The sequence below is a fragment of the Humidesulfovibrio sp. genome (genome assembly GCF_031082295.1).
GTDB lineage: Bacteria > Desulfobacterota > Desulfovibrionia > Desulfovibrionales > Desulfovibrionaceae > Humidesulfovibrio.
Window position 1 is genome coordinate 47,509 of sequence record NZ_JAVHLD010000015.1, and the last position, 23,654, is coordinate 71,162.

A 23,654-nucleotide genomic window follows, 5' to 3' on the forward strand; every position below is an offset into this window, starting at 1 on the left:
CGGCTCCTGTTCGCGGGCTTGAGAGTGGCGGCGTTTGTCCCGCCCCCGGTCCGGCGCCGTCTGCTGGACGGGGCGCGGACCGGGGGGCAGGGGAGGTTAAAGGGTCAGCTCGAACTGGGTCTCGGAGTCGTCACGGTCCTTGCGGTCGAGGAGGAGGCCCAGAATCTTCTCCAGCAGGCGCAGGCCGCCCTTGTAGCCGACGGTGGGGAAGTACTGGTGCCCAACGCGGTCAAGGATGGGGAAGCCCCAGCGCAGGAACGGGAGGTCCTCGTCGCGGGAGATATACTTGCCGTAGGTGTTGCCGATGAGCAGATCCACGGGCTCGTTCTTGATCCACTGGTGCAGCAGGAACATGTCGCCGCCGGCCTTGACGTTCACCTCGTAGGGCAGGTGGGCGGTGAGCTCCTTGATGCGCTTTTCGAACTTGCTGCCCGGAGTGCCGGTGACCATGTGCGTGGGCCACATGTCGATGGACACCAGGAACTCGGTCATGGCGATGAGCTGGTCGGGATCGCCGAAGAGGGCGACCTTCTTCTGGTAGTAGTACTGGTGGGAGTCGCTGATCATGTCCACCAGCTGGCCGCGCTCGCGGGTGATCTCCTCGGGCACGGAGGTGCCCGCGATGATGCGCAGGGCGTCGACGAAGCGGTCCGTGGCCTTCAGGCCGAAGGGCATGTCCAGCACCTTGCAGGGCACCTTGCAGCGCGTGTCCAGGCTGCGCGCGGCGTCCGCGCTGCACCACTCGCCCAGAGCCAGGGTGCCGACTGCGTCGCCGGCTTCCTTCAGCTCCTTCATGGTCACGCCGCCTTCCGGGAACATGTGGTACTCTCCGGAGAGAGGACCGTTCAGCACGCCGGAGGTGTCGGGGAAGAGCGTGATGGGCACGGCCATGAGAGCCGCCAGGCGCTTGAGCTCCTCCATGTCCGCGGGCTCGACCCAGCCGGGGATGACGTTGACCTTGCCGTTCTTCTTGCCGGTGTTCTCGGCCACCTCGGTCATGCCCTTGACCATGTTCGAGAAGCCGGTGACGTGCGAGCCGATGTAGGACGGCGTGTTGCAGTAGATGATGTGCTTGCCCTTGGGCACCAGGCCGGACTTCTCCGCCTTGTCGCGGATCTGCTTGATGTCGTCGCCGATGGTTTCCGACAGGCAGGTGGTGTGCACGGCGATGACTTCCGGCTCATAGACCGTGAAGATGTTCTCGATGGCCTGCAGCAGGTTGGCCTGTCCGCCGAAGACGCTGGCGCCCTCGGTGAAGGAGCTGGTGGCCGCGCTGATGGGCTCCTTGTAGTGCTTGGTGAGCGCGCTTCTGTGGTAGGCGCAGCAACCCTGGGAGCCGTGGCTGTGGGGCAGGCATCCGTGGACGCCGAGCGCCGCGTACATGGCGCCGATGGGCTGGCAGGTCTTGGCCGGGTTCACGACCAGGGCGCTGCGTTCCTTGATTTCCTTGGGTGTGTGTCTGAGCAACATAGTGTGATCCTCGCTATTCCCAGACGTAGGTGGCCGAGAGTTCGGGGTTCTCCTGCCAGGGGGCCTTCATGAAACCCCAGACCTTGCTGTTCACCAGGCGGTCGATTTCCTTGTAGAAATTTACCGCGCCCTGGAATCCGGCATAGGGTCCGCCGTAGTCGTAGCTGTGCAGCTGCTTCAGGGGGATGCCGAGCTTCTGGATGGAGTACTTCTCCTTGATGCCCGCGCAGAAGATGTCGGGCTTGATCATTTCCACAAGCTTCTCGGCCTCGTACTGATTGAGGTCGTCGATGACGAGGGTGCCCTTGTCCATGTCCGGGATCAGGCCCTTGTAGTCCTTGAACTCGAAGCCGGAGTCGGTGAGCGCCTTCATCTCCTCCTCGCTCTTGCGGGGGGCGAAGCGCTCCGGGTCGGCCTCGACCTCGATCTCCTCGATGTTGCGGGAGTCGGCGTCGACCTTGAGGCCCGGGATGACTTCGCGGCCCTCGTAGTCGTCGCGGTGGCCGAACTCGTAGCCGGTGGACACGGTCTTCATGCCGAGTTCATTGAAGAGCTCCATGTAGTGGTGCGCGCGCGAGCCGCCCACGAAGAGCATGGCCGTCTTGCCCTCGGTGCGGGGCTTGATGTCCTCAAGGGCTGCCTTCACGGCGGGCATTTCGGCGGCGATGACGGCCTCAATGCGGTCGATGAGCGTCTTGTCGCCGAAGTACTGGCCGATCTTGCGCAGGGACTTGGCGGTGGCCTCGGCCCCGATGAAGTTCACCTTGATCCAGGGGATGCCGTACTTGGTCTCCAGCATGTCGGCCACGTAGTTGATGGAGCGGTGGCACATGACGCAGGACAGGTCGGCCGTGTGCGCGCTGGCGAACTGGTCGTAGGTGGAGTTGCCGGAGAAGGTGGCGATGTTGGTGATGCCGCACAGCTTCAGGATGCGGTCGATCTCGAAGCCGTCGCCGCCGATGTTGTACTCGCCCAGCAGGTTGATCTTGTATTCGCCGGGCTTCTTTTCGTCGTTCTGGCCCACGAGGTGCTTGAACACCTGGTTGTTGGCGATGTGGTGGCCGGCGGACTGGCTTACTCCCTTGTAGCCCTCGCAGGAGAAGGCGAAGACGTTGCAGTCGCCGAACTTGTCCTTCATCTCCTTGGCCACGGCGTGGATGTCGTCGCCGATGAGGCCCACGGGGCAGGTGGCGAACACGGCGATGCCCTTGGGGTGGAAGAGGTCGTAGGCTTCCTGGATGGCCGCCTTGAGCTTCTTCTCGCCGCCGAAGATGACGTCGGAATCCTGCATGTCGGTGGAGAAGGCGTAGGTCATGTAGTTCTCGCCGGTCTCGCCCGCGTCGGTCTGGTTGCGGCGGGTGAGCCACGCGTAGAAGCTGCAGCCGATGGGGCCGTGCACCAGGTTCACGATGTCGCGGGTGGGGCCCATGATGACGCCCTTGCAACCTGCGTAGGTGCAGCCGCGCATGGTGATGATGCCGGGGATGGTGCGCACGTTTGCCTGGATTTCCGGCGTGGTGTTCGAGAGGGCCTCATTGATGAGGATGGACGAGGCGCGCTTGCGGGCCACCTTGGGGGGATACTTCTTGAGCATCTCCTCCTTGACCTCGGCTGGGGTCCACTGCGCGGGCTTGCTCTGTGTGGCCATGGTATTGGCTCCTTACCCTTGTGATGACGGGCCGTTAGATGATGGACTTTTCGCCGGACTCGGCGGTGCGCACGCGCACGGCGTCAGTCATGGGCATGACGAAGATCTTGCCGTCGCCAGGCTTGCCGGTCTGGTTCACCTCGATGAGGGTCTTGACCACGGACTTCACGGCCTTGTCCGGCACCACCACGGAGATCATGCGCTTGGGATACAGCTTGCCCTTTTCGCCCAGGAGCGCGGCAGCCTCTTCGTAGCCGCTGGCGGCGCCCTCCAGCACGTGGGGGTTGGCCAGGCCGACGCCGCGTCCCTGCGCCTCATGGGCGAAGAAGCCGTCGATGCCGGCATCGGTGAGAGCCTGCTTGGTGCGGTTCATCATGTTCATGCGCACCACCGCGATGACTTCCTTCATGGGGCTACGCCTCCTCGGGTGTGGCCGTTTCGCAAACGCCGGAGCTGACGGTGTAGACCTCGTCCACGGGGCAGATGAAGATCTTGCCGTCGCCGAAGGCGCCCTTCTTGCCGGAGCGGGCGGCGGTCATGATGGTCTCCACCACGAAGTCGCGGTCGGCGTTCTTGACCACGCTCATGAGCATGGTCTTGGGGATCTCGTCATAGGTGACCTCGCCGATCTTGATGCCGCGCTGCTTGCCGCGCCCGGCCACGGAGAACTTGGTCACTGCGGGGAATCCGGCGTCCATGAGGGCCGCCAGGACGTCATCAGCCTTCTCGGGACGGACGATTGCTCTCACCATGATCATATGAATTTCCTCCTTGCCTTTCGCGTTGTGGTTAGACGGCTTCCATGAGGCCGAAGTCCATGAGCAGCTTTTCCAGCGCATCGATCTCAAGAGGCTTCGGGGTGACGAACATCTCGTTGGTGTCGATGGCCTTGGCCAGGTTGCGGTAGTGGTCCGCCTGCTCGGCCTTGGGGTCGAACTCGATGACGGTCTTGCGGTTGATCTCGGCGCGCTGCACCATGTTGTCGCGGGGGACGAAGTAGATCATCTGGGTGCCGATCTGGCGGGCCAGCTCCTCGATCATCTCCTTCTCGTTGTCGACCTTGCGGCTGTTGCAGATGAGGCCGCCCAGGCGCACGGTGCCGGACTGGGCGTACTTCATGATGCCCTTGCAGATGTTGTTGGCGGCGTACATGGCCATCATTTCGCCGGAGCAGACGATGTAGATCTCCTCGGCCTTGCCGTCGCGGATGGGCATGGCGAAGCCGCCGCAGACAACGTCGCCCAGAACGTCGTAGAAGGCGTAGTCCAGGTCCTCGCTCTCGTGATAGGCGCCGAGAGACTCCAGCATGTTGATGGAGGTGATGATGCCGCGGCCGGCGCAGCCGACTCCCGGCTCGGGGCCGCCGGACTCCACGTTCCATGTGCCGCCGAAGCCGGCCTTGCGGATGTCCTCAAGCTCCACGTTCTCGCCTTCGTCGCGCAGGGTGTCGAGAACGGACTTCTGGGCCAGGCCGCCCAGCAGCAGGCGGGTGGAGTCCGCCTTGGGGTCGCAGCCGACAACCATGACCTTGCGTCCCATTTCGGCCAGTCCGGCCACGGTGTTCTGCGTGGTGGTGGACTTGCCGATGCCGCCCTTGCCGTAAATTGCCACCTTTCTCATCTTCTTCATGACTAACTCCTCTCGAAATTGGTTTGGGAACATCACCCCTAAGGCAAGGGGCGTGCCAGCAGTCACGAATGTTTGTAACAGCGTGATACCAGAACACTTTCCCAGCGCGTGGCGGCTGCGGGCGCTTACGCTTCCGACACAAGCCTACATACCAAAAGTGTATGAACTACGTTTTTGTATGCTGGTCGGCGGCGGGGATGGACTGTGAGCAACATGCTGAAATTGCAGTTCTTGCCCCCACATCGAGCGTTTGGCATCAGAGGTGCAACCCTCCTTGCCAAGACCAAGGGAGGGCGTATGCTCATCGACAGTACGCTGAGGGAAGGGGCACAGGCCTACGGAGTCTACTTTTCAACCGCAGCACGCCGCCGCATGGCCGAGATCATGGCCGCAGCCGGGGTCGACGAGATCGAGTGCGGCTGGCTGGGCCAGGAGGGCCTGCCGGAGTTCATGGCATGGGCCAGGGAGAAGCTGCCCCGGCTGGAACAGGGGGGGCCGGCGCTTTCGCTCTGGTGTCCCTGCCGCGAGGCCGACGTGCGCGAGGCCGCAGCCCTTGGCGTGGACCGCCTGAACATCGGCGCGCCGTCCTCGTCCGCGCACCGGCAGAAGCGCCTGGGGTTGTCCCTGGCCGAGATGTGCGAGCGCGTGGACTACGTGGTGGGCGCGGCTCGCGCCGCCATGGTCCCCTACATTTCCGTCGGCCTGGAGGATGTCTCCCGGGCCGCCCCGCATGAGGCCCTGGCCCTGGCCCGCGTTGCCGTGCAGGCTGGCGCCTCGCGCATCCGCCTGTCGGACACGGTGGGTGTGCTGACGCCGCTCTCCACGGCCCGGCTGCTGGGGAGCTTCCTGCGCGAGATCGCCGTGCCGGTGGCCTTCCACGGCCATAACGACCTGGGCATGGCCACGGCCAACGCCGTCACGGCGCTGGAGTGCGGTGCGGGCTTTGTGGATGTCTCGGCCCTGGGCCTAGGCGAACGGGCGGGCATCGCGGCCCTGGAGGAGGTGGCCGCCTGGCTGGCCCTGCGCGCCTCTGCCGCCATGCAGGGGCAGGCCGTTTACGACGTCCCGGCCCTGCGCGAGCTGTGCCGGCTGGCTGCACAGGCCGCCAAGACGACAGTGCCGCGCAACAAGGCCGTGGCCGGGGAAGATGTCTTCGCCGCGGAGTCGGGCATTCATGTGCACGGCCTGTTGCGTGATCCGTCCCTGTTCGAGCCCTTCGCCCCCGAAGCCGTCGGTGCCACCCGGCGCGTGGGGGTCGGGTCCAAGAGCGGCGGCGCGGCGGTGAGCGCCACCCTGGCGCGGCTGAGCAGGCCGTCCGACCGCGGTTGCGGTGGCGACGCAAGCCTTATGGAGCGGGTGCGCACGCTTGCCTGTCGCCTGGGCCGCCCGCTCACCGATTCGGAATTGCTGGGAGTCCTGTAGCCCGCGCCCAGCGCGGCGGAAGGAGTGCGTCATGAGCCTGGAGCATGTTTTCAAGAGAATTCTGGATGCCTTGTGGAAGCTTGGCGGCATCGGCGCCGCGGCGGACTTGAGCATGGAGCACTTCTGCGATGACTGGGACGCTGGCTGTCCGGTGCTCGCCTGTGCCGAGAACGCCCCCCTGGAGTGCGAGCCCTGCCGTAGCGGCTGTCCCCGCGTATGACCGAGCTGCTGCTGCAGGCGCTCGTGCCGCTGGCGCTGACCCTCAAGGTCGCGCTCACGGCCACTGCCGGGGCTTGCGCGCTCGGCGTCGGGGCGGGTTTCGCGCTGTCCAGGCGCGGCCTGCCCGGCCGGGAACTGCTCGACGCCATCTGCGCCTTGCCGCTGGTGCTGCCGCCCACGGTCATCGGCTACTACCTGCTGGTGCTCTTCGGACGGCGCGGGTGGCTGGGCCAGTGGCTGCAGGAGAGCTTCGGCGTGAGCCTTGTGTTCACCTGGCAGGGGGCGGCCCTGGCAGCCTGCGTGGTGGCCTTTCCGCTGGTGTGCAAGGCCGCGCGCACGGCCTTCGAGGGCGTGGACGAGAACCTGGAGCATGCCGCACGCAGCCTCGGGGCGACAGAGTGCGCGGTGTTCCTGCGCGTGAGCCTGCCCCTGGCCTGGCGGGGGGTGCTCTCCGGCACCATGCTGGCCCTGGCCCGGGCCATGGGCGAGTTCGGTGCCACGCTGATGCTCGCTGGCAACCTGCCGGGCCGCACCCAGACGCTGTCGCTGGCCGTGTACGACGCGGCCCAGGCCGGGCGCGACAACGAGGCGCTGTTCCTGGTAGTGCTGACTTCCCTGGTGTGCATCAGCCTGCTGCTGGCCTCTGGCAAATTTCTCAAGGCCTTACCCGCAACCTGAAGCAAAGGAGCCTCCATGTCGCGCCTCAAGACCGTCGTTGGCTTCCTGGCCCTGTGCCTGCTGCTCCTGGCGCGCGTTGCCCCGGCCCAGGCCGCCGGGCAGAGGGCGGAGATCATCGTTTCCGCCGCCGCCAGCCTGACCAACGCCTTCGACGCAGTGAAGAAGGGCTTCGAGGCGTCGCACCAAGGGGTGGCGGTGGTGAGCAACTACGCGGCCTCCGGGGTGCTGCTCCGGCAGATGGAGAGTGGCGCGCCCGTGGACGTGTTCGCCAGCGCGGACCAGAAGACCATGGACCAGGCCGTGGCCAAGGGGCTGGTGGACAAGGGCTCGCGGCGCGATTTCGTCCGCAATGCCGTGGTGCTGGTCGTCCCGGGGGATTCCCGGTTGAACGTGAAGTCCGCCGCGGACCTGGCCCGGCCCGAGGTGGCCCGCATCTCTCTGGGGAATCCCGACATCGTGCCCGCCGGGCGCTACGCGAAGGAATATCTGGAGAGCACCGGGCAGTGGGCGGGGCTGACGCAAAAGTACATCTTCGGCAACAACGTGCGCCAGGTGCTGGACTACGTCACCCGGGGCGAGGTGGACGCGGCCTTTGTCTTCGCCACAGACGCGCAGAAGGCGGGCGCGAAGGTGCGCGTGGTCCAGACCGCCGAGGGCAAGACCCCGGCCCTGTACCCCGTCGCCGTGAGCGCCACCGGCGGGAAGCCCGCGGCCAAGGCCTTTGTGGACTATCTGCTGAGCGCCGAAGGGCAGCGAATCCTCGCGGCCTTCGGCTTCAGGAAGCCGTAGCAAGGAGTCCCCGTGGCGCTGCGCCTGGATATCAGGAAGACGCTCCGGGCCGGAGCCCAGGAGTTCGAGCTGGCCGCCGCCTTCGAGGCGCAGGGCCGGTCCATCGTGCTCTTCGGCCCGTCCGGCTCGGGCAAGACCCTCACCCTGCGCGCCGTGGCCGGGCTCATGGCGCCGGACGCCGGACGCATCGACCTGGACGGCCGCAGCCTGTTCGACTCGGTCAACGGGGTCGACGTTCCGGCCAGGCAGCGCGGGGTGGGGCTCATGTTTCAGGACTATGCGCTGTTCCCGCACCTGTCCGTGGCGCAGAACGTGGGGTTCGGGCTGGGGGTCGGGCTGTTCGGGCGGCTGGATCTTGCGGCGCGCAACCGCGTTGGCGAGCTGCTGGACCTGGCCGGGTTGGCGCACCTGGCCGACGCCAGGCCGGGCAGGCTCTCCGGCGGCCAGCGCCAGCGCGTGGCCTTGCTGCGCGCCCTGGCCAGGAGCCCTCGCGCGCTGCTGCTGGACGAGCCCTTCTCGGCCCTGGATCCGCTGCTGCGCGCGCGCATGCGCCGCGAGGTGCGCGCCATGTGCCAGGCGGTGGACACGCCGACGATGCTCGTCACCCACGACCCCGAGGACTTGGCCGAGTTCGGCGGCACGGTGGTGCTGTACGACGAGGGGCGGGTGCGCCGCATGGAGACATTCGCGGACGGACCAGAGGGCGGCGTGGCGGCCTCCGGGCTGGTTCTCGGCGAGCACTTCAGCGCCTACGGGTGAGGCTGCCGAGATTGTTCAATTCTGTGAGACGACGAAACAGTTTTTACCGAAAATTTTCAAAAATGTAATTTCACCTATTTTGAAGGTGGAACTGTTGTGCTAATATATCAAGCAAAAACAATGCGTTGCATAATTTCCTCTCGTGGAGCTTTCCTAGGCACCGATATTGCTTTGGTTTCAGCATGACTATTATGCTTGGCAATCTCAAACTTCAGGTGCTCTCGTCCATCTGCCAGATCATAGACACGGCCCTTGACCTGGAACGCGCCCTGTCCGAGATACTGCGCATCCTGTCCGAGTCGCTCAGCATGAAGCGCGCCACCATAACGCTCATGGACCAGGAGAGCGAATTGCTGGTCATCAGCGCCTCCCACGGGCTCACCGACGAGGAGCGCGAGCGCGGCGTGTACGAGTTGGACGAGGGCGTCACCGGCCTCATCTTCCAGACCGCCAAGCCCTACGTGGTGCCGGACATCCGCCACGAGCCCCTGTTCCTCGACAAGACCGGCTCGCGCCACTTGGAAAAGGGCCGCGTGTCCTTCATCGGCGTACCCATCACCTCGCACAAGCGCTGCCTGGGCGTGCTCAACGTGGACCGGCTGTTCGGCGACGAGGTGGCCTACGACGAGGACCTGAGCTTCCTCACCGTGGTGGCCACGCTCATCGGGCAGTTCCTGTCCCTGAACGAAAAGATCAAGGCGCGCGAGCAGGCCCTGGTGCGCGAAAACCTGAATCTGCGCTCGCAGATCACGCGGGAGCGGCGCGGGCCGTACATTGTCGGCAAGTGCCTGGCCATGCAGGAAGTGGAGCGGCAGATTTTGAAGGTCGCGCCCACACGCGCCAGCGTCCTGCTCCTGGGCGAGTCGGGCACGGGCAAGACGCTCATCGCCAAGATCATCCACGAATTTTCCGAGCGCAAGGACCACGCCTTCATCAAGGTCAACTGCGCCTCCATCCCCGAAAACCTGCTGGAGAGCGAGCTCTTCGGGTATGAGAAGGGCGCCTTCACCGGGGCCACCGGCTCCAAGCCCGGCCGTTTCGAGGACGCCCACAACGGCACCATCTTTCTCGACGAGATCGGCGAACTGCCGCTCGGCATCCAGGCCAAGCTGTTGCGCGTGCTGCAGGAGAAGGAGTTCGAACGCCTGGGCTCGAACCTGACGCGCAAGGTCGACGTGCGCGTGGTGGCCGCCACCAACCGCGATCTGGGCGAACTGGCCGAGCGCGGCGGCTTCCGTGCCGACCTCTACTACCGCCTCTCGGTCTTCCCCATCCAGGTTCCGCCCCTGCGCCAGCGCAAGGGCGACATCCCGGCCCTGCTTAACCACTTCATCGACAAGGTCTCCCGCGAGTACGGGCGCATCCTCTCCTTCACGCCCAGGGCGCTGTCGGACCTCACCATGTACGATTGGCCGGGCAACGTGCGCGAGATGGAGAACCTCATCGAGCGCCTGGTCATCATGAGCGACGGCGAGCGCGTGGACGCGGTATTCCTCAAGCCCTACCTGAACCCCTCTGGCTTGCACGGCGCCACTCCGCCGGAGCGGGCGCAGGGGACCCCCGTGTCCGGCGGCACGCCGCTGCGGACCATGGAACGCAACGAGGTCGTGGCGGCGCTCCGTCGCAACGGCTGGGTGCAGTACAAGGCCGCCGAGGAACTGGGCATCACTCCGCGCCAGATCGGCTACCGCATCAAGAAATTCGGCTTGTCCTCCATCATCGAAAAGCAGTCCGGCCACAGTTCCGGAGGCCGCTAGCCCCCTGCGCGCCAGCACTTTCGGCTCGGGCCCGGTTTGTCCCGGTGGCAGAATGTTATCCTCGCCATTGGTCTGGACAGATTCCACGACATGGGCTTATTGTGCTAATTGACGACGTACGGGCTGCGCCACAGAGGTCTGCCCGTTGCACTCTACCGTGTGTCCGGGGAGGGAAAGCGTGCGCATACTTGTCATCGACGACGACATCACCAGCAGGCTCCTGCTTAAGAAACTGCTCTCCGGCTATGGGGAGTGCGTGCTTGAGGACAACGGCAAGGCCGCCCTTGGGACCTTCCTCAAAGCCTTGGGCGACGATGCCCCCTTCGATCTCATCTTCCTCGACATCGTCATGCCCGAAATGGACGGGCACGAGTTCCTCCAGGCCGTTCGGCAGATGGAGCAGCAGTGGGCAGTGCCTCCCGGCCGCGAGGTCCGGGTCGTCATGACCACCTCCCTGAACAGCCCCAAGGAAGCGACCAAGGCCTTCTTCAAGGGCCAGGCCACGGCCTATCTGGTCAAGCCGGTGGACAAGAAGACCATCGACGAGAAGCTCTTGGAGCTCTTTGCTGGGAGCCTGCCCGGAGCGAATGCCGAGTAGGGGCGCGCACATGCAGCTCCCCCCCGACGCCAGCCCCGGCAAGGCCTCTCCGGACGAGTACGTCCGCCACGTCGTCTCCCTCATGATCACCGGGACCGGCGGCTTTTTCGCCCTGGCATTCGGAATCAACGCCCTGCGTCTTGGGCAGACTTTCCTCGGTGTTTTCGATCTTGTGCTGGCGGTCGTGCTCACGGGGCTCACCGCCTGGATCGTCCTGCGGCCTGGTCTGGCCTTCGTGCGCAAGCTGGTGGGCATATTCTGCACGTCCGCTTTCGCCTTGCTGCTTGTGAGCGGCGGGGCGGAGAACTCCGGCATGCTCTGGAGCCTGCTGGTTCCTGCCTGCACGTTTTTTCTGCTGGGGCTGCAAGGCGGCTTGATCCTGTGCGGATCCTACGCGGTTTTCCTCACCGTTTACCTGCTCTGGGGCTATTCCCCCGGCCACTTCCACCAGTACAGCGCCACCTTCGTCTACCGGTTCATCGGCGTGAGCATCGTCAGCGGCCTGGTGGCCATGGCCATGGAATACAGCCGCGTCAGAACCCAGCAGGCGCTGGAGCGGCAGGTGGAGCGCGCTTTGCGGATGGAACGCGAGCTGCGCCAGAGCGAGGAGGCCTTCCGCACACTATACGAGGAAGCCCCGGTGGGCATCTTCACCTCCCTGCCCGAGGGCCGCTACCTCGGGGTGAACAAGTATTTCGCGAAGCTTCTCGGCGAGCAGGACCCCGAGGCGCTGGTGCGCCGGGTCACGGACATCTCGACCCAGACCTACAGCGACCCGGCTGATCGGGAGAGGTTGTACGCCCAGCTCACGCAGCAAGGGGAAGTCTCCAATTTTGTCACACGGCTCAAGGGCGCGGCGCAGGAGCCGCGCTGGGTCAGCCTGAGCGCGCGCGCGGTGTACGCCGAGGATGGCTCGGTTGAGCATTTTGAAGGGTTCTGCTCGGACATCACGGAACGCGTCCACTTCGAAGATGCCTTGCGCGCCAGCAGGGAAAGACTGCGGACCTTCTTCGACGCCTCCTCGGACATGATCTTCCTCAAGGACGAGCTGCTGCGCTACGAGATGGTCAACAGGGCCTTGGCCAGGTTCTGCTCCGTGGCGCCTGTCGACGCCATCGGCCACACCGACGCCGAGATCATGCCCTCCGTCTTTGCCTCGAGGCTGCGGGTCTCGGATGAGTTGGTGCAGAAGGAGGGGCGGGTCACCGTGGACATCGTGACCCTGGGCGAGCGCACCTACGAGACGCGCAAGTTTCCCGTGCCCCTCGTCGGCGGCAAGACCGGCGTGGGCGGAACCCTGCGCGACATCACCGATTTCCAGCGCGCCGAAGCCGCCCTGCGCGACAGCGAAAAACGCTGGCGCCTGATCGTGGAGACATCCCTCGAGGGCATCTTCACCATGGATGCGCAGTCCAAGATCACCTACCTGAACCACCGCCTGGCCGACATGCTCGGCTACGAGCCGGAGGAACTGCTGGGCAAGCACATCTCCGTGGTGGCCTTCCCGGAGGACTATGAGGCTGTCGAGGAGAAGATCGCCAACCGCCGCAAGGGCATCGTCGAGCGCTATGAGCGCCGGTTGCGCCGCAAGGATGGCGAGGAGGTCATGACGCTGCTTTCCGCGACGCCGCTGCAGGACGAGGCCGGGGTATTCCAGGGCTCCATGGCCACCTTCGTGGACATCACGGAGCTGAAGCGCGCCGAGGAGGCCTTGCGCCGTGCCAGCCGCGAGGCCGAGAACGCCAGCCGCGCCAAGGGGGAGTTCCTCGCCACCATGAGCCACGAGCTGCGCACGCCCATGAACGCCATCCTGGGCATGACGCACCTGGCCTTGAGCGGGGAGTTGACGCCGCAGCAGGAGTATCATCTGCACATCATCGACCATGCCTCCAGGGGGCTTCTTGGCCTGCTGAACGACATCCTGGACTTCTCCAAGATCGAGGCGGACATGCTGACGCTTGAGAGCGCCTCCTTCAGCCTGGATGAGGTGCTCGACGAGCTGGCCCTGCTCCTGGGGCCGCAGATGCAGGCCAAGGGCCTGACCTTCGCGGTGGGGCGCGAGCCCGATGCGAGCGTCGGGCTGGTGGGCGACTCCCTGCGCCTGCGCCAGGTGTTGGTGAACCTGGCGGGCAACGCCATGAAGTTCACCGACCGAGGCGAGGTGACGGTTTTCGCGCAGAGCGGGCCGGTGTCTTCCGAGGGGCTGGTGGACCTGCGCATTGACGTGCGCGACACCGGGCTCGGCATGTCGGCGGACCAGCTGGAACGCCTGTTCGACCCCTTCACCCAGGCCGACTCGTCCACCTCGCGCCGGTATGGCGGCACCGGCCTGGGGCTGTCCATCAGCAGGCGGCTGACCGAGCTCATGGGCGGCAAAATCAGTGTTGTGAGCCAGCCGGGCAAGGGCAGCGTGTTCAGCGTGGAGGTGCGGCTGCCCGTGTCCAGCGCCGCGCGGCACCAGGGCGTGCTTTTGCCCACGAACCTGCGCCGCAGCAGAGCCCTTGTGGCCGATCTGAACGTCAGCTCCTCCGGCATGTTGGTCAAGAGCCTGGCCGGCATGGGCCTCGTGGTCGAACAGGCCTGGAGCGTCAGCGAGGTGCTGGGCCGTGTGCGCGAGTGCCAGCCGCCCCTCGACCTGCTGCTGCTGGACGCCGGCTTGCCGGACCTGGCCCTGCTGCGCAGGGCGCTGGCGGAGAGGCCGCTTGCGGAGGGCAAGGCGCCTGCGCTGTTGTTGCTGCGCCCCCTGGCGGGGGAGAGCGCGTTGGCCACCGAGTCGGACTGGCCGGAGCGGGCCGTGGTCATCAAGCCGGTGAGCCGGGGCCAGATGCTTGAGGCAGTTCGCGAGGCCCTGGACGGTACCCCGCAGTCGTCGGGAGCGCCTGCCGGAGCTGGCGCCCTGATTCCAGGTTATTATTCATCTCCGAAACCGGGCTGGCGGAGCCGAGGCTCCAGGCGGCGGCCTCCGGAAGCGCTCAGGGGGCGTCGCATTCTTTTGGTGGAGGACATCGCCGTGAACCAGATGGTGGCCAAGGGCATTCTGGAGCAGGCCGGGATGGAGGTGACCATCGCCGACGACGGCTCCAGCGCGCTCGCCCTGGTGCAGCCGGGGTGCTTCGACGCCGTGCTCATGGACATCGAGATGCCGGGCATGGACGGCTTTGAGACAACCTTCCACATCCGCGAGTACCTGGGCGAGAGCGCCTTGCCCATCATCGCCATGACGGCCCACGCCTACGACGACGACAAGAAGCGGATTCTCGCCGCGGGCATGAACGACCACGTGTCCAAGCCAACGGACCCTTGGGTGCTCTTCGACACCCTGGAGCGTTGGATTTGCCCTCGGCAAGGCACCGAGGCCACGGAGGAGACCGCCCCGGAGCCCGAACCCGGTGGCGCGGGCGAGGACGCGGAACTGGCGGTCCCCGGCATCGACACTGCGGCAGGGCTCGAACGTTTCCTGGGCGACCGCGAGCTGTACCTCGAAGTCCTGAAGAACTTTCGCGACCGGCATGCCGACCAGGTGGCCAGGATCCGCCAGGCCCTGGCGAACGGAGACACGCCCGGCGCCAGGCAGCTCGCCCATGTGGTGCGCGGAGTGGCGGCCAATGTCAGCGCGCTGGGCGTCTTCGCGGCGGCGTCCGCGCTGGAGCAGGCCTTGGACGAGGCTCAGGCGGACGCGCAGCTGGATGTGTTGGTTGACACGCTGGAGCGGGAGCTCGCCCAGGTCATGTCCGGGTTTGAAGGGCTGAGGCTTGCTTAGCGCCCACATGCAGCCCTCGTGAGCTTCGGTCTGTCCGTCCGCTTTCTGCCTGAAAGCACCTGTGCGCCCGCAGCCGCCTCGGCGCGAGCAGTTCGGGGCGTCGGCTTTCGTCACACGCGGCTGGGCCCACGGGCTTTGCAGGGCCGCCCCGGCGCGAGGCTCACAGGATGTCGCTGATTCTCCTGCCTGCGCAGCGCTCCACAAGCTCCTGCATGCCCAGCGCGTGCTCCAGGCGGCGGCGGATGGCCGCGCAGGCCTCCTCGTCCCCGGAAAAACGGTCCAGCTTTTCCTGAAAGCGCAGGGGGATGTCCACCCGTTGCGGCCCGCGCACCAGCTTGTCCGCCAGGTAGACCAGCTCCCGTTCGGCGGGCCGAGCCACCTTTGCCGGGTCGATGTCCCGGTGCGCAGCCACGATCTCCGCCGTGCGCGTGAACCCAAGGTCCGCCAGGAGCCGCGCGCCTGCCCGCTCGTGCTCTGGCTGTCCCTTGGCGATGTCATGCACAAGGGCGGCGGCCTCCAGAAGCTCAAGGTCCAGCGCCGGGCCGCGTTCGCCCAGCGCCCGGGCCAGGGCCAGGGCCACCTCCGCCACGCCTTGGCCGTGCGCCAGCCCGCGCGCCCCAGCGGCGTGGATGTCGAGCAGGGCCAGCGCCTCCCTCGGAGAAGCGCGGTCAAGGCGCGGCAGGCGTGCCTGGGCCTCTGCAAACGCTGCATCGTCGTCCACGTCGAACAGGATCTGCGCATCGGCCACGGGCAGGGTCGCGCAGGAGAGGGTGGCCAGGGCTCCGGTCAGTCCGCCGTCGCCGTGCCAGGCCAGCACTTTCGGGATGGCGCGGGCGTCCAGCAGCGGCGGATGCCCCGACTCGCCGTGGAAGGTCGGCAGGATCGCCTCGGACTCGCTGGCGCGGAAGCGCTCGGCCAACAGGCGCAGGGTGGCGGGCCGGATGAGCGGGATGTCCACCGGCAGCACCAGCACCCCGGCGAGGGCGTCCGGCAGTGCGGCCAGTCCGGCGCGCACAGAGCTGAACATGCCGCGCTCGAAATCGGCGTTGAAGGCCGACCGCAGCCCCAGGGCGCGAGCCTCTGCCGTGGTTTCCCCGGCGCGGGCGCCGGTGACGGCGACGATTTCCGTTATCCCCGCCTGGCGGAACAGGCTTGCGGCCCGGGCCAGGAGGCTTTGCCCGCCGAGGGCGAGCAGGGGCTTGAAGCCCCGCATGCGCGTGGACTTTCCGGCGGCCAGGATCACCCCGGCCAGCGGGCCGTCTCGCCGCGAGAGGGAGGCGGGCAGGGGGGACTGGCTCATGCCGGACCGCCCACGCCAAGTCCGGCGCGGCAGGCGATGAGCTCGGCGGTGATGCTCACGGCGATCTCCTCCGGCGTCTCGGCCCCGATGGCAAGGCCGATGGGGCAGCGGACCCGCGCCAGATCAGCTTCGCTGAAGCCCTGGTCGCGCAGGCGGGCGTAGACGGCGTCGCGCTTGCGGCGGCTGCCGATCATGCCGATGTACCTCGCCTTGGTGCGCAGGGCCTGGGCCAGCACTTCGGCATCGTGCTCATGCCCGCGCGTGACGATGACCACGAAGGTCTCCGGCCCGCTGGACAGGCCTGCGAAGCAGTCGGCGTAGGAGTCGAGCACCCTTGGCCGCGCCTGCGGAAAGCGCTCGGCGTTGGCGAACTCCGCCCGGTCGTCCAGCACGGTGACGTCGAAGCCGACCAGGGCCGCCATGCGGGCAGTGGGCCGGGAAACGTGCCCCGCCCCGAAAATGAGCAGCGGGCTGGCTGCGGTCCAAGGCTCCAGCACGTAGGGGCCGCCAGCGTGCTCGAACGCGACGGGCGCGGCGATGTTCCGGCCCGCGAGCCGGGCGGCCTGGGCCAGCCCTTCCGGCAGGGGAGCCTCAAGGCTGTCGTGGCCTGGCGCAAGCAGAACCGAGGAGCCTTCGCAGAGGGGCGTCAGCCGCAGGCAGCGCTGGCCCCTGGCCAGGGACCGCTCCAGGTGGCGGAACAGGGGCAGGTCGGCGGGGGCGAGGCGCTCCAGAAAGACTTGCAGGCGACCGCCGCAGATCATGTCCGCGCCAGCGGCCAGTTCGCCCGTGAGGTCGAAGCGCACCACCTGTCGCTCGCCTGTGGCCAGCGCCTGGGCTCCGGCGGCCACGACCCGGGCCTCAACCAGCCCGCCGCCCACGCTGCCCGCGAGAATCCGCACGCCGCCGGAAGCCCCCGCCGCGAGCAGCATGCGGCTGCCGGCCGAACGCGGGGTGCTGCCCTCGTTGGCCAGGATGGTGGCCTGGACCAGGGCTTCGCCGCGTTCCAGGCGCCCCAGCAGCGTGGAGAGATGGTCGTTCATGTCTGCCGCGTCCTTTTGTGGCGGAAGGGTCTACAGAGGGTCGGCGTTCCTGCCGTCCCCTTCCTGCAGCTGGCCGCCGGGCAGAGGATAGCCGCTGTGGCCGGAACATTCCACCCCTGTGTCGCGCCGTTCGTCGCTTGCCATCCCGGGCTGTTGCCGGAAGCAGGGGCATAGTCCTTTGTGCCGCCTTAGAAGGCCGCACCAAGAACCATTGCGGACGAGCTATTTCCCGTCAACCTGACGGGCGACATGTGGAATATGGAGACGGGAGTTTGTGGGTGTGCGACCATGCTCTCTTTGCTCCCGGAGGTGCATGTGCCACTGCTCGAGGAGTTCAAGGTTGACGTAGTCACCGGTCATGGGCGGTCCAAACAGCTTGTGGCACGGGAGTTCGGGCTCTCCCAGGTGGTCGAGGATGGCCAGGGCCCCGCAGAAGTCGTCGTCAGTGGTGTACTGGCTCCGCGTGACAAGCGTGGGCACCCCGGCCAGGCGGGCCGAGCTGATGCCAAGGCCGGAATCTTCCAGCGCCAGGCAGTCCGAGGCTCGGAGCCCAAGCTGCTCCAGGGCCAACAGGTAGGCATCCGGCGCGGGCTTTTTGGAGAGCACCGATTCCCCTGTCACTTCCACATCCCAGGACTCGAGCACGCCACTGAGCAGGCGTGCTTGCAGGGCGCGCACATTGGCCAGGCTGGTGGTGGTCACGATGGCCTGGCGGAGGCCGCAGGCCGAGGCCTCGCGCATGAGGCGGGCCACGCCGGGCCGTAGCGGGGCGGCGCCCTCGTCCAGCAGTCGGGTGTAGAAAGACGTCTTGCTCCGGTGCAGGGCGGCAATGTCCGGCATGGCCTCCGAAATTCCTGCCTTCATCCTTGCATCGGCGAAGTGCCGCATGCGCTCTTTGCCTCCGGCCACGGCCAGCAGCCGGGCGTATTCCTCCCTGCTCCAGCTCCAATCCAGTCCTGCCTCGGCGAAGGCCAGGTTGAAGGCCCGGCGGTGCAGCTCCTCGCTGTCCACCATGGTCCCGTCCACATCCCAAAGCAGTGCTCGCAGTGCCATGTCGTTGCGTGTTCCCTGGTTGTGCTTGGGCGGGAGCGCGACCGGTAGGGGAAGGGCCGCGCTCCCGCCTGGCAGGTGGAAGCCCGCAGGCTAGAGGCCCAGGCGCTGCCGCCAGCCGGGGTAGAGCTGGTCGGCATCGTGGGCAAAGGACTCGAACGCTCGCGCCAGCTCCTTGTGGCTGCTGGCGTACTCCACCAGGTCCGTCCCGGTGCGCCAGGCGTCGTGGGCCTGGTGCAGGGAAAGCGCCCCGGCGGTGGGGCCGTCCAGGTGCCCGAAGGCGCCCCCGCCGGAGGTCTGGCAGACGTTGGCGTGCCCCAGGTTGTCGAAGAAGCCGGGCAGGCGCAGGGCGTTCATGCCGCCGGAGATCATGGGCGTGGTGGCCTTCATGCCGTGCCATTTCTGGGTGTAGTACGGGCCTTGGGCCTCGTCGCGCTCCAGCATGTAGGCGATGTTCTTGTCGGCCTGGTCGCCCTCCATCTTGCCGAAGCCCATGGTCCCTGTGTGGATGCCCGAGGCGCCCTGCAGGCGGGACATCTTGGACAGCACGAAGGCCGTGTAGCCGCGCTTGGACTGCGGCGAGGTGACGGCGCCGTGCCCGGCCCGGTGGTAGTGCAGAAACTGGCCGGGGAAGTTGCGCCGCACCGTGGTCACGGAGGTCGGCCCGGCCACGTAGCCGTCCACCAGGAAGGCGACGTGCGAGGCGTTCTCCTTGAACGCGTCCAGTATGAAGTGCGCCCTGGCGATGATCTCGGCGGGATCGTCGGCCGTGATGTTGGCCGAGAAGATCTTGGCCTGGCCGGTCTCGTCCTGGGCGCGGCGCATGGCGTCGGCCACGGCGCGGATGGTCTCCTTGAGCGGAGCGAAGACCTGGTTGCCCTGTGGCTCGTCGTTCTTGACGAAGTCGCCGCCGAGCCAGAAGCGGTAGCAGGCGTCGGCAAAGGGCGCGGGCCGCAGGCCCAGCTTGGGCTTGACGATGGTGCCGACGATCATGCCGCCGTCCGTCTCTGGACGGCCCAGGATGCGCCAGAAGTCGGCGATGTTCATGGCCGGGCCGTCGAAAAGCTCCAGGTAGGCCCTGGGCACGTAGAAGTCGTGCATCTTGGCGTACTCCACGTCGCCCATGCCCTGGTTGTTGCCGATGCACAGGGTCAGGAACGAGGCCAGCATGGCCTTGCCGTCGATGATGTTGCGGTCGAAGAGGTCCAGCGGGTAGGCGATCTTCACGAGGCTGTCGCCGTTGGCGCGCGGGACCACGTCGTAGACCAGGGCGTCGACGCCCTTGGTGAAGTCGTCGGTGGTGCAGACCTCGACGTTTGTCCCGGTGGAGGACTCCGCCGCGAAGTGGGCGGCGACCTCCACAGGCCCGTGCCCCTGCTTGGGCTTCATGATGTAGGCGCACAAGACGTGGCCGCCCTTGGCGATAAGCTCGTCTTCCTTGAGCTTCAGATTGACGTAGCGATTGGTCTGGTCGAGCAAGGCCATGATGTTTCTCCTTTGCTGCAGTGTGCCGCGCGTTGATCTCAGGCCCGCATCTTGGCGTTCAGGAGATGGTAGCATGTCAGAAGTTGCGTGATGCCGAGCGGATAGCTGCGTTTCTCCTCGGTCCCTTCCATGTAGGCGCCCACGCTGTCGGTGCTCAGGGGCTCAACGCCGTTCAGGTGGTCCATGATGATGTCCATGAGCGTCTCGGCGGTCACGGGCTTGATGGTGCCGGTGATCTGCAGGATGTCCACGGGCAGCCCGTCGTCGCGGCCGAGGGTGATGGTCAGGCATTTCTCCTTCACGCCGGGCCGGTGGTCGATGAACTCGGCGAAGTCCGGGTGCGGGATGGTGGGCCGCAGGATCAGCTCGGTGTTCAGGTTGGTGCCGGTCTCCTCTCCCGAGCCCTGCGGCCGGTAGAAGTTGCAGACGATGTCCGCGTAGCGCCGCTGGGGCCTGATGAAGTTGGCGGAGACCTCCACCCGGCGTTCAAGGGATTGGCGCACCTCCTCCTTGGTGTAGCCGCGCTTCACGGTGTCACGCTTGTACTTCCAGTCCACGCGCAGCTCTTCCTGGGGATCGAGGTAGATCTTCACGTCAAAGGCGTCGCGCATTTTCTGGTTGTAGAAGCCGAGCAACCCCTCCACGATGACGAACTCCTTGGGCTTGATGTACACCGGCGGGTCGAAGTCGCCTGTGGTGTGGTTGTACACCGGCTTCAGGATGGCCTCGCCGCGGCGCAACTGGTAGAAGTTGTGTTCCATGATGTCGATGTGGTTGCAGTCCGGGTGCAGGGCGGAGATGTTCTTCACCTTGCGCTCTTCGCGGTTGTACTTGTGGTAGTCGTCCGAGCAGAGATTGGTCACCCGCTCCGGGCCGAGGATCTTTTCGATCCCGGCGGAGATGGTGGTCTTGCCCGAGGCGGAGTCGCCGACGATGCCGAGAAGGATTGGGCGGGAGCGGTTCATGATGTCCTCCAAGAGTGTTCAAGAAATCTAGGCGAAGGCCTGCACTTCAAGCTGGCTGTGGCGCAGCGGGGTGTACACGGACTCGATGCGCCGAACCGTTCCGCTGGCTCCGGTCATGACCATGGAGCTCGTCTTGATGCCGCTCGGCGTGGGGGTCACCCCGGCCAGAAACACGCCATCGGTGATGCCCGTGGCAGCGAAGAGGATGTCGTTGCTGGCCACGAGGTCCTCGGTGCGCAGCACGCGCGCCAGGTCGAACCCCGCCTCGCGCACGGCCCGTTCCTCGGCATCGGACTGCGGATCGAGCAGACCCTGCATCTCCCCGCCCAGGACGCGCACGGCGGCGGCGGCCAGAACGCCCTCAGGGGTTCCCCCGGTGCCCATCATCACATCCACTCCGGTGCCCGGCATGACGGCCATGAGCGCCCCGGCCACGTCGCCGTCGGTGTGCAGCTGTATGCGCGCCCCGACGTCGCGGATGTCGTTGATGAGCTTGGTGTGGCGCTCCTTGTCCAGCACGAAGACCGTCAGCTCCTCCACGCTCTTGTTCAGGCACTGGGCCACGGTTGAGAGCGTGCGCGCCACGGGGTCGTGGATGTTGACCTTGCCGCGCGCCTGGGCCGGTACGACCAGCTTGTTCATGTAGAAGGCCGGGCCGGGATTGAACATGCTGCCTCTGGGGGCCAGGGCCACCACGGCGATGGAGTTGGGCTTGCCCAGCGCGAGCAGGCGGGTGCCTTCCACCGGGTCCACGGCCACGTCGACCTGGGGGCCGTTGCCGTTGCCTACGCGCTCGCCGTTGTAAAGCATGGGGGCCTCGTCCTTCTCGCCCTCGCCGATGACCACCAGACCGTCGATGTCCATGTGCATGAAACCCTTGCGCATGGCGTCCACGGCGGCGCCGTCGCCCATCTTCTTGCGGCCCTTGCCCAGCCAGCGGAAGGAGGCCAGGGCAGCGGCATCGGTGATGGCGGTCAGCTCAACGGCCAGATGTCGGGTCGATACCTTGCGTGTCATGTGTGTTCTCCTTCATGTGGGTGCGTGGCGTTGATCCTGCCGGGGTCAATACAACCCACATGCCAAGACCTGAGTTGTCGAGAAACACGTTTAATATCAATATGTTGACTTCTTGGCCGTGCTGCCCGCGCGCGTGCGGTTGTGCCGCAGGAGACACAGACCGCGCGCGAAACGGGCAGGCCTGTGCCACCTGCGGCACATAACCGGGCAAGGCTCAGGCTTGGTGAAGCGGTTCGCGGGGCGGTTCAAATAGAACCGGCCAGGTGCGCCGGTTGCTGCCGTGCGCCCTGGCCGGGTTGGAAGGGGGGATGAACAATTGCGGACGCGGGCTCAGAGGCCGAAGCGTTTCATCTTGCGGTACAGGGTGCGCCGGGGGATGCCGGAGATGCGCGCGGCCTCGCTGACGTTGCCGCCGGCCTGGCGCAGAAAGCGTTCCAGCTCCTTGCGCTCGAAGGTGGCCATGATCTGGTGGCGTCGCGAGGTGTAGGCGGTACCGTCTGGCTGCTCTGCCGGGGAAGCGGACGGAGGGCATTCCTCGGCAGAGGCTCTCGCCTGCCCGGGTGTGCAACGGATGGCCAGGTCCTCGCCGCGGATGACGCCGCCTTGGCAAAGAATCACGGCGCGCTCGATGACGTTCTCAAGCTCGCGCACATTGCCCGGCCAGCGGTAGGACTTCATGAGCGCGAGCGCCGCCTCGTCGATGGAGCTGATCTTCTTGTTCAGCTTGGCCTCGGACTTGGTGATGAAGTGATAGGTGAGGTACGGCAGATCCTCGGTGCGCTCGCGCAGGGGCGGCAGCGTGATGGTGAACGTGTTGAAGCGGTAGAAGAGATCGCGCCGGAACTCGTTGCGCTCCACGGCGGCCTCAAGGTCGCGGTTGGTGGCGGCGATGACCCGCACGTTCACCGTCTGGGTGGTGGTGGCGCCCACGCGGCGCACTTCGCCGGTCTGCAGGAAGCGCAACAGCTTGGCCTGCATCTCGCCGCTCATGTCGCCGATCTCGTCCAGGAACAGGGTTCCGCCGTTGGCCTCCTCCAGCAGGCCCGCGCGGTCGCACTCCGCCCCGGTGAAGGACCCCCTGCGGTAGCCGAACAGCTCGCTCTCCATGAGGGTTGCCGTCAGCGCGGTGCAGTTCACGGCGATGAAGGGCCGGTTCTTCAGGTGGCTCGCCTGGTGGATGCTGCGGGCCGCGAGGTCCTTGCCCACGCCCGTTTCGCCCAGCAAGAGCACCGTGGTGGGGGTCTGCGCCACGCGTTCGATGAGTTCCGCGACTTCGCGCAGGGCCGGGGACTTGCCCACCATGCGCTCGCCCAGGCCGGCGCGCTTCTCGATCTCGCGTTCGGTGGCCATGAGCTTGTCGCGGTAAACGTTGCCCTTGCGCAGGGCCAGGGTCAGCAGGCGCACGAAGCGGGCTCCGGGGCCGGACAGAACCACGGCCCCCTCCGGGCAGCAGGCCTCGATATGCCGGGCAACACGCTCGTCGCCTGTCGTGTTGACGATGACGCTCAGGTCGGAGGCGTAGGCGAGGTCGTCAAGCCTGGCGACCAGGGACAGGCTGAGCTCCTTGGCCAGGGCCAGGCTGGACGGGTCCGTGTGCAGGTCGAGCAGGCCGATCAACTCCACGCCGTGCACGTCCTGCACGGCCGAGAGAAAGGGGCCGCAGGTTTTCCCCGGTCCGGCCACGAGCACTTTGACCTTGGCGTCCTTCCACATGGCTGCCTCCGGGCGTTGCGGCCTCCCGCCCGCAGCCGGCGTCTGGGACATGAGCGGGAGGCGTCCGATTGTCAGTTGGTCAGCGAAGCCACCTTCTTGATGAGGCGCACCAACTGGTGGGTGAACCCGGCCTCGTTGTCGTACCAGACGATGAGCTTGACCATGCTGCCGTCCATGACCGAGGTCAGGGCGGCGTCGGCCACGCCGCCGAAGGTGCTGCCCACGAAGTCGACGGAGACGAGCGGTTCCTCGGTGTAGCCGAAGTTCTCGTTGGCCGCGGCCTTCAGGGCGGCGTTCACGGCCTCCTTGGTGGCGGGCTTCTCCACTTCGCAGGTCAGGTCCACGATGGAGACGT

20 protein-coding genes and 1 pseudogene are annotated in these 23,654 nt (G+C 66.5%); 8 read left to right on the forward strand and 13 right to left on the reverse strand.

Annotated elements, in window-relative coordinates:
• Positions 1 to 96: 96 nt before the first annotated feature.
• From nifK to nifH, 5 genes are read right to left on the reverse strand one after another with little or no spacing between them, the layout of a single operon-like run.
• Positions 97 to 1,470, reverse strand: coding sequence for a nitrogenase molybdenum-iron protein subunit beta (gene nifK, locus RDU24_RS09650; RefSeq protein WP_308735539.1), 1,374 nt, complete (start codon positions 1,468 to 1,470; stop codon positions 97 to 99).
• 13 nt (positions 1,471 to 1,483) lie between these two features.
• Entirely contained in the window at positions 1,484 to 3,118 is a 1,635-nt protein-coding gene (gene nifD / locus RDU24_RS09655; protein ID WP_308735540.1) for a nitrogenase molybdenum-iron protein alpha chain, read from the reverse strand.
• Positions 3,119 to 3,152: 34 nt separating this feature from the next.
• Positions 3,153 to 3,527 carry a P-II family nitrogen regulator gene (locus RDU24_RS09660; protein WP_308735541.1) on the reverse strand — a complete coding sequence of 125 codons (375 nt, stop codon included), beginning with the start codon at positions 3,525 to 3,527 and terminating at the stop codon, positions 3,153 to 3,155.
• A gap of 4 nt (positions 3,528 to 3,531) precedes the next feature.
• On the reverse strand, positions 3,532 to 3,876 hold the full coding sequence (locus tag RDU24_RS09665) for a P-II family nitrogen regulator (protein ID WP_308735542.1): 345 nt from the start codon (positions 3,874 to 3,876) through the stop codon (positions 3,532 to 3,534).
• Between the two features lie 31 nt (positions 3,877 to 3,907).
• Positions 3,908 to 4,738, reverse strand: a complete 831-nt coding sequence (gene nifH / locus RDU24_RS09670) for a nitrogenase iron protein (RefSeq protein WP_308735559.1) — start codon at positions 4,736 to 4,738, stop codon at positions 3,908 to 3,910.
• Positions 4,739 to 5,044: 306 nt separating this feature from the next.
• On the opposite strand from nifH, the gene RDU24_RS09675 reads away from it, so the two are divergent.
• From RDU24_RS09675 to RDU24_RS09710, 8 genes are all read left to right on the forward strand, one after another.
• Entirely contained in the window at positions 5,045 to 6,169 is a 1,125-nt protein-coding gene (locus RDU24_RS09675; RefSeq protein WP_308735543.1) for a LeuA family protein, read from the forward strand.
• 31 nt (positions 6,170 to 6,200) lie between these two features.
• The gene (locus RDU24_RS09680; protein WP_308735544.1) at positions 6,201 to 6,389 is read left to right on the forward strand and encodes a hypothetical protein; all 189 of its coding nucleotides are present in this window, start codon (positions 6,201 to 6,203) and stop codon (positions 6,387 to 6,389) included.
• Positions 6,386 to 7,066: a molybdate ABC transporter permease subunit gene (gene modB / locus RDU24_RS09685; protein ID WP_308735545.1), complete on the forward strand. Its 681-nt coding sequence runs from the start codon at positions 6,386 to 6,388 to the stop codon at positions 7,064 to 7,066. Before RDU24_RS09680 ends, modB begins: the two co-directional genes overlap by 4 nt.
• 15 nt (positions 7,067 to 7,081) lie before the next feature.
• Positions 7,082 to 7,855, forward strand: a complete 774-nt coding sequence (modA, locus tag RDU24_RS09690) for a molybdate ABC transporter substrate-binding protein (protein WP_308735546.1) — start codon at positions 7,082 to 7,084, stop codon at positions 7,853 to 7,855.
• A 12-nt stretch (positions 7,856 to 7,867) separates the two neighbouring features.
• A complete protein-coding gene (locus tag RDU24_RS09695) occupies positions 7,868 to 8,614 on the forward strand; it encodes an ATP-binding cassette domain-containing protein (protein ID WP_308735547.1) in 747 nt (248 codons plus the stop codon).
• A 182-nt stretch (positions 8,615 to 8,796) separates the two neighbouring features.
• On the forward strand, positions 8,797 to 10,371 hold the full coding sequence (locus RDU24_RS09700; protein ID WP_308735548.1) for a sigma 54-interacting transcriptional regulator: 1,575 nt from the start codon (positions 8,797 to 8,799) through the stop codon (positions 10,369 to 10,371).
• 178 nt (positions 10,372 to 10,549) lie between these two features.
• A complete protein-coding gene (locus tag RDU24_RS09705; protein WP_308735549.1) occupies positions 10,550 to 10,969 on the forward strand; it encodes a response regulator in 420 nt (139 codons plus the stop codon).
• Between the two features lie 10 nt (positions 10,970 to 10,979).
• On the forward strand, positions 10,980 to 14,729 hold the full coding sequence (locus RDU24_RS09710) for a PAS domain S-box protein (protein WP_308735550.1): 3,750 nt from the start codon (positions 10,980 to 10,982) through the stop codon (positions 14,727 to 14,729).
• A gap of 160 nt (positions 14,730 to 14,889) precedes the next feature.
• Here the strand turns inward: RDU24_RS09710 and RDU24_RS09715 are convergent, their stop codons facing one another.
• The 8 genes and pseudogenes from RDU24_RS09715 to RDU24_RS09750 all read right to left on the reverse strand — a co-directional run.
• Complete coding sequence (locus RDU24_RS09715) at positions 14,890 to 16,029, reverse strand: DVU_1551 family NTP transferase (protein WP_308735551.1); 1,140 nt, start codon at positions 16,027 to 16,029, stop codon at positions 14,890 to 14,892.
• Positions 16,026 to 17,069 (reverse strand): XdhC family aldehyde oxidoreductase maturation factor, encoded by a 1,044-nt coding sequence (locus tag RDU24_RS09720; protein WP_308735552.1) that lies wholly within the window; start codon positions 17,067 to 17,069, stop codon positions 16,026 to 16,028. Before RDU24_RS09720 ends, RDU24_RS09715 begins: the two co-directional genes overlap by 4 nt.
• Before the next feature lie 222 nt (positions 17,070 to 17,291).
• Positions 17,292 to 18,122 (reverse strand): HAD-IA family hydrolase, encoded by an 831-nt coding sequence (locus tag RDU24_RS09725; protein ID WP_308735553.1) that lies wholly within the window; start codon positions 18,120 to 18,122, stop codon positions 17,292 to 17,294.
• Between the two features lie 90 nt (positions 18,123 to 18,212).
• Positions 18,213 to 19,604, reverse strand: coding sequence for a ribulose-bisphosphate carboxylase (locus RDU24_RS09730; protein ID WP_308735554.1), 1,392 nt, complete (start codon positions 19,602 to 19,604; stop codon positions 18,213 to 18,215).
• Positions 19,605 to 19,642: 38 nt separating this feature from the next.
• A complete protein-coding gene (locus tag RDU24_RS09735; RefSeq protein ID WP_308735555.1) occupies positions 19,643 to 20,569 on the reverse strand; it encodes a phosphoribulokinase in 927 nt (308 codons plus the stop codon).
• A 27-nt stretch (positions 20,570 to 20,596) separates the two neighbouring features.
• Positions 20,597 to 21,586, reverse strand: coding sequence for a class II fructose-bisphosphatase (gene glpX / locus RDU24_RS09740; RefSeq protein WP_308735556.1), 990 nt, complete (start codon positions 21,584 to 21,586; stop codon positions 20,597 to 20,599).
• A 330-nt stretch (positions 21,587 to 21,916) separates the two neighbouring features.
• A complete protein-coding gene (locus RDU24_RS09745; protein WP_308735558.1) occupies positions 21,917 to 23,299 on the reverse strand; it encodes a sigma-54 interaction domain-containing protein in 1,383 nt (460 codons plus the stop codon).
• 71 nt (positions 23,300 to 23,370) lie between these two features.
• A pseudogene (locus RDU24_RS09750) lies at positions 23,371 to 23,654 on the reverse strand (type I glyceraldehyde-3-phosphate dehydrogenase); the annotation flags it as partial.